Below are 15,616 nucleotides of genomic sequence, written 5' to 3'. Positions count from 1 at the left end.
CCCCTGTTTCACCGGTTTTTTAAATTGTTTTTATAGTATGGGGGCACTTTGCCTTGTTCATCATAAAGAGTTGAACTACTGCGGTCAACTAGATAGGAGATGGACCAAGAATTCGGTGTTTCTTTTCTCCCCCAATCTTCTTTGAACGTTACAATATATTTTTCTTTTTCTATTTTTTTTACACTCGTTTCTCTTTTAACCGTAAACCCACCAATCATTTCCTCGTTCTTCCCAATTTCTTTTGGGAAATGGTCTATCAGTGTGCCTTCACCAGATGTGCTAAATGTAACTGCATCTTCTTTTGTAAAGGGAGGCATAGGCGGAGAGGTAAATTGAAAATAGCCCCACATTAGAAACAGTGTAGCAATTGGAATTAATAAAAACATTTTTATACTTTTATTATTTTCCATTCTTTTATAGATCCACTTATCGATAATCCCATACAAAATCGCAGCAAACATCCCAAACCATGCAAGTAACATTTCTTGAAAAAAGAAACCACTCGCTAATCCGAAAATACCAAGAATACATACATATAGCCAATCTTTTTTCGGAAACCATTTTCTCTGCATATATTCAATTCCGATTGATACTACGTTTCCATATAGCAGAATAACTGCTCCGACATATATGAAAAGAAAAACAAACCATCCGATGAATCGCTCCCCTTGATTATAAACGGTTTCGGAATTACCAATGGTATCGAGAAAACCTAACACTTCCAAAAAAATAGTTGTGACAACAAATGTAGTCATGATTTTTCTTAGAACTATATTACCTAATTCATTGTTCATGTGTTTTCCCCCCATCTCTTCCACTATACCCAATTCAGTTGAGTGCCACAAAACTTAGGGATGCCATAATAATTAAGATATTAAATACTTTATCATATAAAAAAGAACCTAGACAATTTCACTGTCCAGGTTCTTTTCTCACTTAAAACTCAAGATGTTTCGCGATATATTCTTTCACATCTGCAATTGGCATACGAACTTGTTCCATTGAGTCGCGGTGACGTACTGTTACTTGGCGATCTTCTTCAGAATCGAAGTCATACGTAATACAGAATGGTGTACCAATTTCGTCTTGACGACGGTAGCGTCTACCGATAGATTGAGAATCATCGTATTGAACGTTGAAATGCTTCGCAAGTTCTGCGTATACTGCATCTGCACCATCCGCTAACTTCTTCGATAAAGGAAGAACCGCAGCTTTGACGGGCGCAAGAGCAGGGTGGAAGCGAAGAACTGTACGTTTGTCGTCGTTTTCCAATTCTTCTTCATCATAAGCATCACATAAGAACGCAAGTGTTACGCGGTCAGCACCAAGAGATGGCTCGATGCAATACGGTACGAATTTTTCATTCGTCACAGGATCTTGGTAATGGAAATCCTCACCTGAATGCTCCATATGGCGGTTCAAGTCAAAGTCCGTACGGTTCGCAATACCCCATAGTTCACCCCAGCCAAACGGGAATTTATATTCGATATCAACAGTCCCTTTTGAGTAGTGGGAAAGCTCATCCTCGTTATGTTCACGTAAACGCATAGATGTTTCAGTCATTCCAAGATTCAACAAGAAATTCTTGGAATAATCGCGCCAGTACTCATACCATTTCATATCTTCGCCAGGCTTACAGAAGAATTCAAGCTCCATCTGTTCGAATTCGCGTGTGCGGAACGTGAAGTTTCCTGGTGTAATTTCGTTACGGAAACTTTTACCGATTTGTGCAATCCCGAAAGGCATTTTTTTACGCATTGAACGTTGCACATTTTTAAAGTTGACGAAAATACCTTGTGCTGTTTCAGGACGCAAGAAAATTTGGTTTGCTGATGAATCTGTTACACCTTGTGATGTTTTAAACATCAAGTTAAACTGGCGGATTTCGGTATAGTCCATCGCACCACAAGTAGGGCATACAACATTATGCTCATGAACAAGCTCAGCCATTTTATCGAAAGAAAGACCGTCAACAACTAGTTCAATACCTTTGGCATCAAGTGCATCTTCAATCAATTTGTCAGCACGATGACGCGTTTTACATTTCTTACAGTCAATCATCGGATCATTGAAGTTACCGATGTGGCCTGAAGCTTCCCATACTTTCGGGTTCATCAAAATAGCTGCGTCAAGTCCGACGTTATACGGCGATTCCTGAACAAATTTCTGCCACCAAGCTTTTTTAACGTTGTTTTTCAATTCAATCCCAAGTGGACCATAATCCCATGTATTCGCCAAACCTCCATAAATCTCAGAGCCTGGGAACACAAACCCTCTTTGTTTCGCTAAATTAACAACCTTCTCCATCGACATTGTCACACTGAATCCCTCCAATAATTATGTTGAATCAATTAACTTCCCTTAAAATCTCTATCATCCGGGGGCCGATAGGAAGTAGATCTTAGGTTGCCTTGCTTGATGCAGCAGAGGCTTATGCTGCATCAAATAAAAAAGCACCCATCCCCGGACATAATGTCCGAGGACGAGTGCATGATGACCCGCGGTTCCACCTCGATTGGCTATATAAATAGCCCACTTCATAGTGCAGTAGCTCAAGGATGCCGTTTCATGTCGGTACGGGCTTTCACTGTCCCCGTTCGCTTCATTAGACACTACTTATCGTCCTATCTTCGCCTATTCAATTCAATTTTAGTCTAACATGATTCCAATTTCTTCGCAATAGTGCACGTCTTCGTATATAATTATCGAGGATAAAGAATTGAACGATTAGGGCGGTGACATAAATGGAACTGAATAAGCGCCAGACAGAAATCCTCGCAATCGTAAAAGCGGATGGACCTATTACTGGAGAACAGATTGCTGAACGGCTTACGTTAGCCAGAGCTACTATTCGCCCAGATTTAGCTATTTTAACAATGGCGGGTTATTTAGATGCAAGACCTCGCGTCGGCTATTTCTACTCAGGTAAAAAACCTGTCCAATCCGTTGCCGATAGTATGATTGGTATGAAAGTTCGGGATTTTCAGTCCATCCCGGTTGTAGTCACAGAAAACACTTCGGTCTATGACGCTATTTGTCACATGTTTTTAGAAGATGTTGGCACGCTTTTTGTCGTCAGCAGCTCCTCCCTTCTTATCGGGGTTCTATCGAGAAAAGATTTATTGCGGACTAGTCTTGGGAATAATGACTTGGATAAAATTCCGGTTCACGTCATCATGACACGTATGCCAAATATTACTTACTGTAATAAGCAGGATACGCTGCTACATGTGGCGAAGAAAATGATGGACAGACAGATTGATTCACTACCAGTAGTCAATGACAATGGAGAGGGTCTGGAAGTCATCGGGAGGATTACAAAGACGAATATTACAGCAGCCTTCCTATCACTTTCCGATGATCATGAATTATGAGGAGGATACAATGAAAAAGCTAACGTTATTCATCGTGTCAGATTCTGTCGGTGAAACAGCAGACCTAGTTGCTAAGGCAGCTGCCAGTCAATTTAGACAAGGGCTCGAAGCTGTTTCGATGAAAAGATTTTCACATATAGAAGATGAATCACAACTTCACGAAATTGCTTATTTAGCAAAAAAACAAGAAGCAATTATTATTTATACACTTGTAAAAAATGGGATGCGTCAAAAAATTCAACAGCAATGTTTAGCGCAGGGAGTTCAATGTATTGATTTGCTGGGACCGGTAGTAGATAAAATTGGTTCGGAGTTAGGTGAATCCCCTCTGGAAGAGCCAGGTTTGGTCCGCCAGCTGGATGATGACTATTTCAAAAAAATTGAAGCGATTGAGTTTGCTGTCAAATATGATGATGGAAGGGATCCGCGTGGCATTTTGAAGGCGGATATCGTGTTAGTTGGTGTTTCAAGAACATCTAAAACCCCGTTATCGCAATACTTAGCGCATAAGCGTTATAAAGTAGCGAATGTACCATTAGTACCGGAAGTAGATCCTCCAGAAGAATTATTTATGATCAATCCCGAGAAATGTTTTGGACTTGTCATTTCATCAGAAAAGCTTAATTCGATTCGCAAAGAAAGACTTATCGCACTTGGTCTGAAAGATGATGCTAGTTACGCACGTGTCGAGCGGATTGATAACGAAATTAACCATTTCAATAAGGTTGTATCAAAAATTGGTTGTAAGGTTATTGATGTAACAAATCGTGCTGTTGAAGAAACTGCCAATTTAATTCTTAGCGAAGTTTCTAATTATAACAGATAATATGTGTATAAATAAGTGTTAAAAGCTAAGACATACTGAAGAAGGAGGGCCGCCCGTTAAGATAGGGCTGGTTCTTCTTTTGCGGATTTTACTAAATAGTAATCTTAAAGTCGAGCAAAAGCCTTCGTAGTAGTGTAAAATGAAAGTTTCGGAGTATAATCGAAAATATTTTGTCGAAAACAGAGGATTTTTGAAGAATTTCTCGAAATCAGTATTAGAGTAGTTTGGAAAATGGTGATAGGATGACGAGAATACCAGAAGAGACAATCGAAGCTGTCCGTTCAAAGACTGATATTGTAGATTTGATAGGCGAATATGTACAGCTGACGAAAAGGGGAAAGAATTGGTTTGGGCTTTGTCCATTCCACGGTGAAAGTACACCGTCATTTTCAGTTTCAGAGGATAAGCAATTGTTTCATTGTTTTGGGTGTGGTGCTAGTGGCAATGCTATCACGTTTGTGATGGATATTGAAAATAGTCCATTTACAGAAGCGGTCGTGAAGCTTGCAGAGCGGACGGGTATTGAAATCGACATAATCGTCAGCGATGGCTCTGAAAAACAACCTCACCATGAGTTCAAACCAATGTTTGAAGCACATGCTCTTGCGGCAAACTTCTACAGTCATCTCCTGTTAAACACAGTGGAAGGTGAAGAAGCACTACAATATCTTGAAAAAAGAGGATTTACGAGGGACAGTATCGAAAAATATGGTATTGGGTGGTCTCTCAACGATTGGGAAGCACTAACGAATCTGTTGAAACGCAAAGATTACAACATGATGGATATGGAACGTGCAGGCTTGTGTATTATGAAAGATGATGGGACAGGCTATTTTGATCGGTTCCGGGGGCGCATCATGTTCCCGTTGCGTGACGATACTGGAAATGTTGTAGGGTTCTCAGGCAGGATTTTATCCGGCTCGAAACAAGAGGCAAAATACTTAAATAGTCCCGAAACCCCGATATTTGAAAAAAGTCATATTTTATACAATTTTCACAATGCACGTCTTAACGTCCGGAAATCGGGTAAAGTAATACTGTTTGAAGGATTTATGGATACGATATCGGCCGACCGCGCTGGCGTAACGAATAGCGTTGCCGTTATGGGCACGGCGTTGTCTGATAAGCATCTTATTAAGCTAAAAAGAATTGCGAAGGAAATGATCATTTGCTGTGATGGTGATGATGCCGGCTGGGAAGCGGCGAAACGCTTTGCAGATTTAGCGATGAAAAAAGGAATGGATGTTCAAATTGCTTTGTTGCCGGGGAAGATGGATCCTGACGATTATATTACGCAATTTGGTGGCGAAGCTTTTCGTGAAAAAGTGATTGATAATCCACATTCGTTCATGTCATTCATTATGGCTTATGCGAAGCGCTCTAAGAACTTATCTTATGAAAATGATGTCTTGCAATATATTCATGAAGTGCTGGAAGAATTAGCATTGCGTCCATCGCCGGTAGAACGGGATTTATATATTCGACAGCTTTCGACTGAAACGGGTGTGTCTGTCGATGCCATTCAACAGCAATTCATCAAAATGGCTGGTCAGCAGGCAAAAAGAGCAAAGGCAGCACCGCTACCAGAAGAATGGATACAACAATCCAATCAAGCGGCTCCATCGCGTAAAAAAACGGGTACTGAACGTGCTGAGCGTTTACTGCTCTATCATTTATTAAATGACGGGGAGTTGTTCGATCGGTTACAAACGGACAAGCCAAACTTGTTCATCCGAGATGATTATGTGGCGATATTTGTACGACTTGCAGGTTTTTACGAGCAGCATGGTACGCCTGATTTTCATAGGTTTGCCGAGTCCATAGAGGATCGTGAGCTACGCAAAATTGTGTTGGAAGCGGCCATGGTGGAAAAAGATCCTGAACAAACGCAAGCCGAGATAAATGACTGTATCCATCATTTAGAAAAATATAGGATCAGCTTAGTGATCCAAGCAAAAATGCACGAATCGAAAGAAGCAGAAAAGATGAAGGATCATACCCGGGCGCTGGAGCTGGCCAGGGAAATTATACAGCTCCGGAAAACATGGACGGCATTATAGTCGTATTCCGGTGTACTAAGGAGGAACGGGTAAGATGAGTAAAAAAGAATTAGCTGGAGATATGGAGCACGAACTGACAATTGAGGAAGCGAAAGCAAACCTGTTGGAGGCCGGAAAGAAATCAGGAGAACTGACGCTTGACGAAGTGACAGAAAAGCTAGCGGCATTTGAGATGGAGCCGGAGCAGTTTGAGGAATTCCTGGATTTGATAGAGGCACAGGGAATTGAAATGGATCGTAAAGCGGAAGACGAAACAGGAGAAGAAGGCGGCAAGCCCGCTGCAGAAGAAACGCAGTTCGATTTGAATGATCTTAGCGTACCACCAGGTGTGAAAATTAATGACCCTGTACGCATGTACTTGAAGGAAATTGGCCGTGTCGACTTACTAACAGGTGCTGAAGAAGTTGAACTGGCAATTCGGATTTTAGCTGGTGACGAGGAAGCTAAAAAACGGTTAGCAGAAGCCAATCTTCGTCTTGTTGTTAGTATTGCTAAACGCTATGTTGGACGGGGTATGCTATTCCTAGATCTAATCCAGGAAGGGAATATGGGTCTTATTAAAGCCGTTGAGAAGTTTGACCATACGAAAGGCTTTAAGTTTAGTACGTATGCCACTTGGTGGATTCGTCAAGCGATTACACGTGCGATAGCGGATCAGGCACGTACCATTCGTATTCCGGTTCATATGGTTGAGACCATCAATAAGCTCATTCGAGTGCAACGTCAATTATTGCAGGACCTGGGACGCGAGCCGTCTCCAGAGGAAATTGGAGAAGAAATGGATTTGACTGCAGAAAAAGTGCGTGAAATTTTGAAAATTGCACAAGAGCCAGTATCGTTGGAAACGCCAATTGGAGAAGAGGATGATTCACATCTTGGGGATTTCATCGAAGATTCCGAGGCGCAATCACCATCTGACCATGCGGCTTATGAATTGTTAAAAGAACAGCTAGAGGATGTGCTGGACACTTTAACGGACCGCGAAGAAAATGTTCTTCGTTTACGTTTCGGCTTGGATGATGGACGCACACGCACGCTTGAAGAAGTTGGTAAAGTCTTCGGCGTAACAAGAGAGCGAATTCGCCAAATCGAGGCAAAAGCACTACGTAAACTTCGTCACCCATCAAGAAGTAAAAGATTGAAGGATTTCCTAGAGTAAAAAGACTACACCGGCATATTATTGTGCCGGTGATTTTTACGACACTGCTCTTATTTTTCATCTATGTCGGGGAGTGACAGGACTTATGAATCAACAACGAAAACGAATTATTATTTCTGAAATCAAATATTGGAAGCAGAATAAATTATTGCCGGCACATTATTGTGATTTTCTCATTACACTGTACGCACAAGGGGAAGAGGGAAATAACCAGGAAGTAAAAGTTTCCGAGTCTATTTTAGTGAAAGAAAAAAAGAGGTTGAATCGGATTATCCTACTATTGGTGTTAGTTGCTATAGTTGTTAGTGGGGGTATGTTTATCTTTATGCACTATCCTACAGCGACAATTGCGGCCGCGTCAGTAACTGTGGTCGTATTTTTACTATTGACTTTACGTAAGAAGGCGAATCAGGCATTGGCACCCTTTATATACATAATCGTTTCCTTTATGCTATTGATCATGTCGTTAAAATTATGGTTCGTCTTTTTTGAAGGACATACGATGCTGCTGCTCGGATTATTGATGTTGAATTGTTCACTGTGGCTGTTTGCGGGACGACTGTTAAAGTTACTATACTTCACAATTTCCGGAACAGTGGGTTTATTGTTAATTATCGGATTTCTATTGCTTTCATTTTAAGGTTGTGAAAGTAGTAGTTTATTCGTTATAATTAACTTGTAAGCGTTTACAACAAAGGGGATGAAGATGTTGAATTTTGATTTAACAGAAGAACAGCAGATGATAAAAAAGATGATACGAGAATTTTCGGATGAAGTTGTTGCTCCTGGTGCCATTGAGCGTGATCGAACAAAAGCATTTCCAGTAGAGATTTTTCAGCAGCTTGGGGAAATGGGCTTAATGGGATTGCCGTTTTCGGAGCAATATGGGGGCGGAGGTGCCGATACGGTGAGCTTCGCTATTGTGACAGAGGAACTTAGTCGTGCATGTGCATCGACGGGCATTACGTATTCAGCGCATATTTCGCTTGGGGGAGCACCGTTGAATTTATTTGGTACGGAAGAGCAAAAGCAACAGTATTTGATACCGATTTGTAAGGGAGAATCATTTGGTGCTTTTGGTTTAACAGAGGCGAATGCAGGGTCGGATGCGGGAGGTACGCAAACGATAGCAGTAGAGGATGGCGATGATTTCGTTATTACGGGCTCAAAGGTGTTCATTACGAATGCAAGTTATGCCAAGCATCTTGCTATAACAGCCATTACGGGAACTGTTGATGGTGAAAAAGAAATTAGTGCAATTATAGTTCCGACGGATGCACCTGGATTCACGATTATTAATAATTATGAAAAAATGGGGCTGAATGCTTCTAATACGACGGAGCTTGTGTTAGACCATGTCCGTGTACCAAAAACAAACTTGTTAGGGGAGCGAGGGAATGGCTTCCGCCAGTTTTTAGTGACATTGGATGGAGGACGTATCGGTATTGGAGCAATGGCTGTAGGTATCGCTCAGGCTGCTTTCGATCGAGCGCTCAGTTATTCGAAAGAACGTAAGCAATTCGGAAAAACATTAGCACAATTTCAAATTACACAATTTAAATTGGCAGATATGGCTTTGAAAATTGAATTGGCACGTAACATGGTCTATAAAGCAGCTTGGTTAAAAGATCAGGGACGTCCATTTTCAAAAGAGGCATCCATGTGTAAGCTTTACGCTTCAGAAATTGCAATGGAAATAGCGTCGGAAGCTATTCAAATTCATGGCGGATATGGCTATATGAAGGAATATGAGGTCGAACGATATATGCGTGATGCTAAATTACTAGAAATTGGGGAAGGGACATCAGAGGTCCAACGTATGGTCATTGCGCGTCTGATTGGTTGTTAACTTACAGCAGTAGTAAATAAAAATTTGTCGAAATTGTTACAGCGAATTAAAAGATAATCAATAACTCTTTCAGTTTTCAATTGAATACAGTACAATAATAGTTGTGCACTGTATCAAATACAGTATCAATTTAAATGAAGGAGGTAATATCAATGGGTAAAAATCCAATAGTACCTTATATCCTAATTTTCGCGCTTGGACTTGGTCTTATTTTCTTTATGTCCCTTTATGGACTTGATCAACAAGAAGAAATCGCAAATAAGGATGACGAAGGTAAAACTGAAGATGTAGCTACAGCAGAATTTGACGCTGAAGCAGTTGCTCAAGGTAAATGTATCGCCTGTCACGGCGGAGATCTAACAGGCGGTGGTGGTCCAGGTTTGGTTGGCACTACTCTTTCTAAAGATGAGATCAAAGACATCATCTTAAATGGTAAGGGTGCTGGAATGCCAGCTGGACTTATTAAAGATGACGCTGAACTTGATGCAATGGCAGACTATATTTTAGCACTTAAATAATTTGTAATATGCAAGGGCTGTCAGTCAGCAGAAGAACTCTGTCGACTGACAGCTTTTTTCTATTGACTAAAATGGTACACTATTGACTACATACTAACAGTGAAAGGTGAGGATAATGTGAACACAGTGCATTTATCAACACGATTGGCTACGGTTGCTTCTTTTGTCGAAACAGGGGCTGTTGTCGCAGATATTGGAAGTGATCATGCTTATTTGCCTTGCTTCCTTGTTCATAATGGCATCGTTGAGCGGGCGATTGCGGGGGAGGTCGTCAAAGGACCTTATGATTCAGCGGTTAAAAATGTGCGACATGAGGGGTTAGCATCCGCAGTTACGGTCCGTTTGGCAAATGGTTTATTGGCGATCGAAGCGAGCGACAGGGTTGATACGGTGACCATTGCGGGAATGGGTGGACCACTCATTGCTTCAATTTTAGAGAGTGGGAAGGATCGACTTCAAGGCGTGAAGCGTATTATTGCGCAGCCGAATATTTATGCAAAAGCGATTCGTGAATGGGCGATTTCAAATGATTGGGGCATTATTGAAGAGGCAATTTTGAAGGAAGACGGCAAAATTTATGAAGTTATTGTGTTGGAAAGAGGCCTAGCTATGTATAGCGAACTCGAAATGCTCGTAGGTCCTATCTTGCTACAAGCTAAATCAGCTGTCTTTTTGGAAAAATGGCAAAGAGAATTGAAAGAATGGCAACGTGTGTTAGTCTCTCTTGAAAAGGCAGAGCAAACAGCTGCAATTGAAGAGCGTAAGCATGAGTTGGTTATGCAAATCGACTTTGTTGGAAAGGCGTTGATGATATGAAAAAAGTCAATGGGCATGAAGTAATCACTCTTTTTGAACAATGGTCTCCGAAACGCTTTGCGATGGAGGGGGATCCTGTAGGTCTTCATATTGGTCAATTAAACCGCACAGTAGAAAAAGTACTTATTACACTGGATGTCAATGAGGAGGTAATTGATGAGGCGATTCGAAGTGGCGCCACTCTTATTATTGCCCATCATCCACCCCTTTTCAGACCGTTGAAAAGTTTAGTAACGGATACACCACAGGGGAGAATGATTGAGAAGTGTGTGAAAAACGATATTGCCGTGTATGCGGCGCATACGAATTTAGACGTTGCTCCTGGTGGTGTCAATGACATGCTCGCTGCTAAGTTAGGGTTACTTGAGACAGCAGTTGTTGAACCGACCTTTTCGGAGCCGTTATACAAACTTGTTGTTTTCAGCCCTGTGACACATGCAGATGACCTTAGGAAGGCATTAGCACAGGCGGGTGCAGGTGCAATTGGTGATTACATTGGATGTAGCTTTAGTTCTACAGGGGCAGGTCGTTTTACGCCAGTTAAAGGGGCCGAACCGTATATTGGGGAAATTGGACAAGGTGAAGAAGTCCATGAGGAAAAAATTGAAGTCGTCCTGTCAGGGAACATTCGTAATAAAGTACTGAAGGCTATGCTGTTGGTACATCCTTATGAAGAACCTGCCTACGATTTCTTCGCCCTAGATCAACGAGTCAATGAATACGGTCTCGGTCGAATAGGTATGCTGGAGGAGAAGACGACGCTTGTAGAGTTTGCTGAGCATGTGAAAGAGGTATTTGGTGTTCCAGCTCTGCGTTTTGTTGGTGATCCTACTAAGGAAATCAAAAAAGTCGCAGTGCTAGGCGGCGATGGTAATAAATATATTAGTGCTGCTAAGAGAGCGGGTGCAGATGTGCTGGTCACAGGAGATTTATATTACCATGTAGCGCATGATGCCGAGGTGATGGGACTTGCTGTCATTGATCCAGGGCATAATATTGAAAAAGTAATGATTGCAGGTGTTGCAGGTTATATGCAGGATGCATGTACAAAAGCGGGGTACAATGTAAAGTTCATTGAATCAGCAGTAATTACAGAACCATTTCAATTCATCTAACCTATAAAAATGAACCGACCTCATGAAAAATAGAGGTCGGTTCATTTTATGTTGTCGCGTATGGTTCGATGCGTTCAACAGGTGTTGGGTTTTTAATTTTAGGTAAAACTTTTTTTAATTCAAATTTTCGTTCTGGATGATGTGTCGATGGATCTTCTACATCGAATTTCTCAAGAAAGGCAATAACCTCTTTGACAATCAAGGTTGGCGTGGAGGCACCGGCCGTAACAGAAACCGTTTCAACTCCTGTTAACCAGTTAACATCAAGCTCAGATACATCAGAAATACGGTAAGAAGGGGTGTCGGCAATTTCAACAGATACTTGTGTAAGGCGGTTCGAGTTATTACTTTTCGGATCCCCAACGACAATTAGGAGGTCAGATTGACCAGCTTGTTCAGCAACTGCTTCCTGTCTAACCTGTGTCGCCATACAAATCTCCTTATGCACTTCGATATGTGGATATTTTACTTGTAGAGCTTCCATGACATGGATAACATCCCATTGACTCATCGTCGTTTGGTTCGTGACGAGTAACTTGCTATTATTGACGTGAAGACTATCGACATCAGCTAATGTTTCAATCAAGTGAACGGCATGTGGTGCGACACCGATTGCACCCTCCGGCTCTGGGTGATATTTTTTACCGATGTAAATAATATCGTAGCCTTCCGCTGTCTTTTCTTTGATCAGATCGTGGGTGACTGTAACGTCTGGACAGGTCGCATCGATAGAAACAAGTCCTTTTCTTTTCGCTAGTTCACGTACTTTAGGTGATACACCATGTGCAGTGTAAATAACAGTACCCGTCTCGACTTTTTCAAGGATTTCCAAACGATTTTCACCATCGAGTGTGATGATGCCATCTTCTTCAAAGGCATCCGTTACGTGCTTGTTATGAACTATCATTCCTAATATATAGATGGGTCTCGGCAAGGTTTTGTCGAGTGCCGCATTTCTTGCGATAATCATTGCATCGACAACCCCGTAGCAATACCCTCTAGGGGAAATCTTCAACACTTTCATATATTGTCACTCCTCAAAATAGGATCTATCATCTATTATAGCGGAGTCTTTGAATAGATTCAAAAAAATAGAATTTAAGGTTGGAAAATACGTGGAATGGATGAGCCGATTGCCGAATTTGTCGCTGCCGAGGAAGTAGCGGCACCTGCACTAGCTACTGCCGAACCTGCTGCTGGAAGTCCTTGGAAGCCTTTGTATAGTCGCCACATAGCAGGTAAGTTTTGAACCATTGGTGCGAATTGCTGAACCATTGGTGCAAATTGTTGTGCAGTATTCAAAAACTGGTTGGCGGTTTGCATGTAGGATTCCATTTTTGAAGGGTTCTGTTGTTGACCTTGATTGGCTGCGAGGCCACCCTGTGGATTATTCATTTGATTGCCCATTTGATTTCCCATCGGGCTACGGTTTTGCATGGGGGGAGTAGGTATCTGCATTGGGTTCATTTGTGATGGCAGTCCGAAGCCCGTTTGTCCCATAGACATTGGAGCGGCTGGTTGTTGCGCGAACGGATAAAAGGATTCGTACCTCATTATATTCTCCTTTCAATTAATCAGAATGAACTTTCACAATGTATACTATGCGAAAATCACATACGGCGGAACAGAATCATGTTATAATATGACTACGATTAGGAGGAACAACAATGTCTAAATTTACTGATTACCAATTTAAACCGTTTATTCGAGAAGCTATCGGGAGGCTCGGCTTTGAAAACCCGACACCGATTCAAAAAGAAATGATCCCTCTCATTCTGAAAGGGACGAATGCAATTGGGCAAGCACATACAGGAACAGGGAAATCTCATAGTTTTCTCATTCCCGTATTGGAAAGAACAGATGGTGCTATCGATGAATTACAAGTGGTTATCTCAGCCCCGACAAGAGAACTAGCAACACAATTATTTGATGAGCTTTCTAAAATGACGCAAGGAACTGATGTACGTAGCTCACTGCTAATTGGTGGGACGGACAAGCAGCGTTCGATTGGCAAGTTAAAGACAAATCCGCATATTGTCGTCGGAACACCAGGACGTATTAGTGATATGGCGGAAAATGGGGCGCTTGCTATCCATACGGCAAAAATGTTAGTCATTGACGAAGCAGATCTTGCATTCGATATGGGCTTTATCGAGGATATCGATAAGTTCGCATCGAAAATGCCTGCTGGTCTTGAAATGTACGTATTTTCTGCTACGATTCCCGAGAAATTAAAGCCGTTTTTGAATAAATACATGGAATCTCCAGTGCATGTTAAAATCGGTGAGCGTAAGCCATTAACAGAAGGAATGCGTTATTCACTTGTACCTGTACGCAGTATGAACAGAAGAAAAAAATTATTGCATGTCATTGAATCAATCAATCCATATTTAGCAATTATTTTTACCAACACACGACAAAATGCAGATGGCTTAGCTGCTTATCTTGCTGAAAATGGCATTAAAGCAGGAAAGATTCATGGTGATTTAACACCGCGTGAACGAACGCGTATGATGAAGCAAATCCGTGATTTAGAATATCAATATATCGTGGCGACAGATCTTGCCGCGCGTGGTATTGATATTCCGGGTGTCAGCCATGTTATTAACTTCGAATTACCTGATGAACTGGAGTTTTTCATCCACCGTGTGGGGCGTACTGCGCGTGCTGGTCTAGAAGGAACAGCCATTACATTGTACGAGCCAACTGAGGATGATAAAATTGTTAAAATTGAGAAGCTCGGTATTCCGTTCATTCACGAAGATGTGAAAAACGGCGAGTGGATTGAAGTAAAAGAACGGCATGCGAGACGTAACCGAGTGAAAGAAGAGGATGATATCGACCGCAAGGCAACGTCATTCGTTCGAAAACCGGCGAAAGTGAAACCTGGCTATAAAAAGAAAATGGCACAGGAAGTTGAGCGCTTTAAAAAGCGTGAAAGGAGATTGACACGAAAAAAATGACAAATAATAAACCTTTATTGCTCGGCTCTCACGTTTCGATGAGTGGCAGTAAAATGCTACTCGGTTCGAGTGAAGAAGCCGCAAGCTACGGAGCGAGTACTTTTATGATTTACACAGGGGCACCTCAGAACACACGGAGGAAGCCTATTGAAGATTTGAATATTGAGTTGGGGCAGCAGCATATGAAGGATAACGGGCTATCGAATATCGTTGTCCATGCGCCGTATATTATTAATATTGCGAACACATTAAAGCCGGAAACATTTGAGCTTGGCGTAACGTTCCTACAGAAGGAAATTGAAAGAACGGCGGCACTCGGGATTAACCAGATTGTTTTGCACCCAGGAGCCCACGTTGGCGCTGGTGTCGATTTGGGCATTGCTAAAATTATAGAAGGGCTGAATGAAGTACTTTCCCAGGACTATCCTGTGCGTATTGCGCTGGAAACAATGGCAGGTAAAGGGACTGAATGCGGTCGGAATTTTGATGAGATTGCTAAAATTATCAATGGTGTGAAGCATAACGAACGGTTATCCGTCTGTTTTGATACTTGTCACGTCCATGACGCAGGCTACGATATCGTAGGGGATTTTGAAGGCGTGTTGAATGAGTTCGATAACATCGTTGGACTAGACAGAATTTCCGTCATTCACGTCAATGATAGTAAGAATGAGCGGGGAGCAATGAAAGACCGTCATGAGAACATTGGATTCGGTCATATCGGCTTTGAACCACTATCTTATATTGTTCATCATCCAACATTTCAAGCTGTTCCTAAAATCTTAGAAACACCTTTTGTCGGTGCAGATCCTAAAAAGAAATCGGCACCGTATAAAATTGAGATTGATATGTTGAAGGCAAAAACATTTCATCCCGAAAAAATTGATCAATTGAGAGTAGAATAGTGAGAACCCGTCTGCAAGGTTGTTTCTTACA

General features: G+C 41.7%; 15 protein-coding genes. 11 read left to right on the top strand and 4 right to left on the bottom strand.

Going from position 1 to position 15,616, the window contains the following annotated elements; genetic code table 11:
- Positions 1-8: 8 nt before the first annotated feature.
- Both MKZ10_RS12190 and MKZ10_RS12185 read right to left on the bottom strand, forming a co-directional pair.
- Entirely contained in the window at positions 9-794 is a 786-nt protein-coding gene (locus MKZ10_RS12190) for a hypothetical protein (RefSeq protein WP_342505219.1), read from the bottom strand.
- Between the two features lie 142 nt (positions 795-936).
- Positions 937-2,313 carry a glycine--tRNA ligase gene (locus MKZ10_RS12185; protein ID WP_342510185.1) on the bottom strand — a complete coding sequence of 459 codons (1,377 nt, stop codon included), beginning with the start codon at positions 2,311-2,313 and terminating at the stop codon, positions 937-939.
- Between the two features lie 431 nt (positions 2,314-2,744).
- On the opposite strand from MKZ10_RS12185, the gene MKZ10_RS12180 reads away from it, so the two are divergent.
- The 9 genes from MKZ10_RS12180 to MKZ10_RS12140 all read left to right on the top strand — a co-directional run bounded on the left by MKZ10_RS12180 (position 2,745) and on the right by MKZ10_RS12140 (position 11,717).
- Complete coding sequence (locus MKZ10_RS12180) at positions 2,745-3,374, top strand: helix-turn-helix transcriptional regulator (protein WP_342505218.1); 630 nt, start codon at positions 2,745-2,747, stop codon at positions 3,372-3,374.
- Between the two features lie 10 nt (positions 3,375-3,384).
- Positions 3,385-4,200 carry a pyruvate, water dikinase regulatory protein gene (locus tag MKZ10_RS12175; protein WP_342505217.1) on the top strand — a complete coding sequence of 272 codons (816 nt, stop codon included), beginning with the start codon at positions 3,385-3,387 and terminating at the stop codon, positions 4,198-4,200.
- A gap of 242 nt (positions 4,201-4,442) precedes the next feature.
- Positions 4,443-6,260 (top strand): DNA primase, encoded by a 1,818-nt coding sequence (dnaG, locus tag MKZ10_RS12170; protein WP_342505216.1) that lies wholly within the window; start codon positions 4,443-4,445, stop codon positions 6,258-6,260.
- A 34-nt stretch (positions 6,261-6,294) separates the two neighbouring features.
- On the top strand, positions 6,295-7,419 hold the full coding sequence (gene rpoD / locus MKZ10_RS12165) for an RNA polymerase sigma factor RpoD (RefSeq protein WP_342505215.1): 1,125 nt from the start codon (positions 6,295-6,297) through the stop codon (positions 7,417-7,419).
- 85 nt (positions 7,420-7,504) lie between these two features.
- Positions 7,505-8,059 carry a hypothetical protein gene (locus tag MKZ10_RS12160; protein ID WP_342505214.1) on the top strand — a complete coding sequence of 185 codons (555 nt, stop codon included), beginning with the start codon at positions 7,505-7,507 and terminating at the stop codon, positions 8,057-8,059.
- Between the two features lie 69 nt (positions 8,060-8,128).
- Complete coding sequence (locus MKZ10_RS12155) at positions 8,129-9,268, top strand: acyl-CoA dehydrogenase family protein (RefSeq protein ID WP_342510183.1); 1,140 nt, start codon at positions 8,129-8,131, stop codon at positions 9,266-9,268.
- Positions 9,269-9,420: 152 nt separating this feature from the next.
- On the top strand, positions 9,421-9,786 hold the full coding sequence (gene cccA, locus MKZ10_RS12150; protein WP_342505213.1) for a cytochrome c550: 366 nt from the start codon (positions 9,421-9,423) through the stop codon (positions 9,784-9,786).
- A 117-nt stretch (positions 9,787-9,903) separates the two neighbouring features.
- Entirely contained in the window at positions 9,904-10,602 is a 699-nt protein-coding gene (locus MKZ10_RS12145) for a tRNA (adenine(22)-N(1))-methyltransferase TrmK (protein ID WP_342505212.1), read from the top strand.
- Entirely contained in the window at positions 10,599-11,717 is a 1,119-nt protein-coding gene (locus MKZ10_RS12140; protein ID WP_342505211.1) for a Nif3-like dinuclear metal center hexameric protein, read from the top strand. Before MKZ10_RS12145 ends, MKZ10_RS12140 begins: the two co-directional genes overlap by 4 nt.
- Before the next feature lie 46 nt (positions 11,718-11,763).
- Here the strand turns inward: MKZ10_RS12140 and MKZ10_RS12135 are convergent, their stop codons facing one another.
- Both MKZ10_RS12135 and vrrA read right to left on the bottom strand, forming a co-directional pair.
- Entirely contained in the window at positions 11,764-12,741 is a 978-nt protein-coding gene (locus tag MKZ10_RS12135; protein ID WP_342505210.1) for a 4-hydroxy-3-methylbut-2-enyl diphosphate reductase, read from the bottom strand.
- Between the two features lie 74 nt (positions 12,742-12,815).
- The gene (gene vrrA / locus MKZ10_RS12130; protein WP_342505209.1) at positions 12,816-13,271 is read right to left on the bottom strand and encodes a VrrA/YqfQ family protein; all 456 of its coding nucleotides are present in this window, start codon (positions 13,269-13,271) and stop codon (positions 12,816-12,818) included.
- A gap of 113 nt (positions 13,272-13,384) precedes the next feature.
- On the opposite strand from vrrA, the gene MKZ10_RS12125 reads away from it, so the two are divergent.
- Positions 13,385-14,680: a DEAD/DEAH box helicase gene (locus MKZ10_RS12125; RefSeq protein ID WP_342505208.1), complete on the top strand. Its 1,296-nt coding sequence runs from the start codon at positions 13,385-13,387 to the stop codon at positions 14,678-14,680.
- On the top strand, positions 14,677-15,585 hold the full coding sequence (locus MKZ10_RS12120) for a deoxyribonuclease IV (protein ID WP_342505207.1): 909 nt from the start codon (positions 14,677-14,679) through the stop codon (positions 15,583-15,585). Before MKZ10_RS12125 ends, MKZ10_RS12120 begins: the two co-directional genes overlap by 4 nt.
- Positions 15,586-15,616: the final 31 nt, after the last annotated feature.

It is taken from the genome of Sporosarcina sp. FSL K6-2383 (assembly GCF_038618305.1).
Lineage (GTDB): Bacteria > Bacillota > Bacilli > Bacillales_A > Planococcaceae > Sporosarcina.
The sequence above is the reverse complement of the archived record's forward strand: the minus strand, read 5'-3'. Positions and strand labels throughout refer to the sequence as shown.

What these genes read in the sequence shown, in the direction of transcription:
- MKZ10_RS12190 (WP_342505219.1), bottom strand. Translation starts at nt 794, where the DNA reads ATGAACAATGAATTAGGTAATATAGTTCTAAGAAAAATCATGACTACA.
- MKZ10_RS12185 (WP_342510185.1), bottom strand. Translation starts at nt 2,313, where the DNA reads ATGTCGATGGAGAAGGTTGTTAATTTAGCGAAACAAAGAGGGTTTGTG.
- MKZ10_RS12180 (WP_342505218.1), top strand. Translation starts at nt 2,745, where the DNA reads ATGGAACTGAATAAGCGCCAGACAGAAATCCTCGCAATCGTAAAAGCG.
- MKZ10_RS12175 (WP_342505217.1), top strand. Translation starts at nt 3,385, where the DNA reads ATGAAAAAGCTAACGTTATTCATCGTGTCAGATTCTGTCGGTGAAACA.
- dnaG (WP_342505216.1), top strand. Translation starts at nt 4,443, where the DNA reads ATGACGAGAATACCAGAAGAGACAATCGAAGCTGTCCGTTCAAAGACT.
- rpoD (WP_342505215.1), top strand. Translation starts at nt 6,295, where the DNA reads ATGAGTAAAAAAGAATTAGCTGGAGATATGGAGCACGAACTGACAATT.
- MKZ10_RS12160 (WP_342505214.1), top strand. Translation starts at nt 7,505, where the DNA reads ATGAATCAACAACGAAAACGAATTATTATTTCTGAAATCAAATATTGG.
- cccA (WP_342505213.1), top strand. Translation starts at nt 9,421, where the DNA reads ATGGGTAAAAATCCAATAGTACCTTATATCCTAATTTTCGCGCTTGGA.
- MKZ10_RS12140 (WP_342505211.1), top strand. Translation starts at nt 10,599, where the DNA reads ATGAAAAAAGTCAATGGGCATGAAGTAATCACTCTTTTTGAACAATGG.
- MKZ10_RS12135 (WP_342505210.1), bottom strand. Translation starts at nt 12,741, where the DNA reads ATGAAAGTGTTGAAGATTTCCCCTAGAGGGTATTGCTACGGGGTTGTC.
- vrrA (WP_342505209.1), bottom strand. Translation starts at nt 13,271, where the DNA reads ATGAGGTACGAATCCTTTTATCCGTTCGCGCAACAACCAGCCGCTCCA.
- MKZ10_RS12125 (WP_342505208.1), top strand. Translation starts at nt 13,385, where the DNA reads ATGTCTAAATTTACTGATTACCAATTTAAACCGTTTATTCGAGAAGCT.
- MKZ10_RS12120 (WP_342505207.1), top strand. Translation starts at nt 14,677, where the DNA reads ATGACAAATAATAAACCTTTATTGCTCGGCTCTCACGTTTCGATGAGT.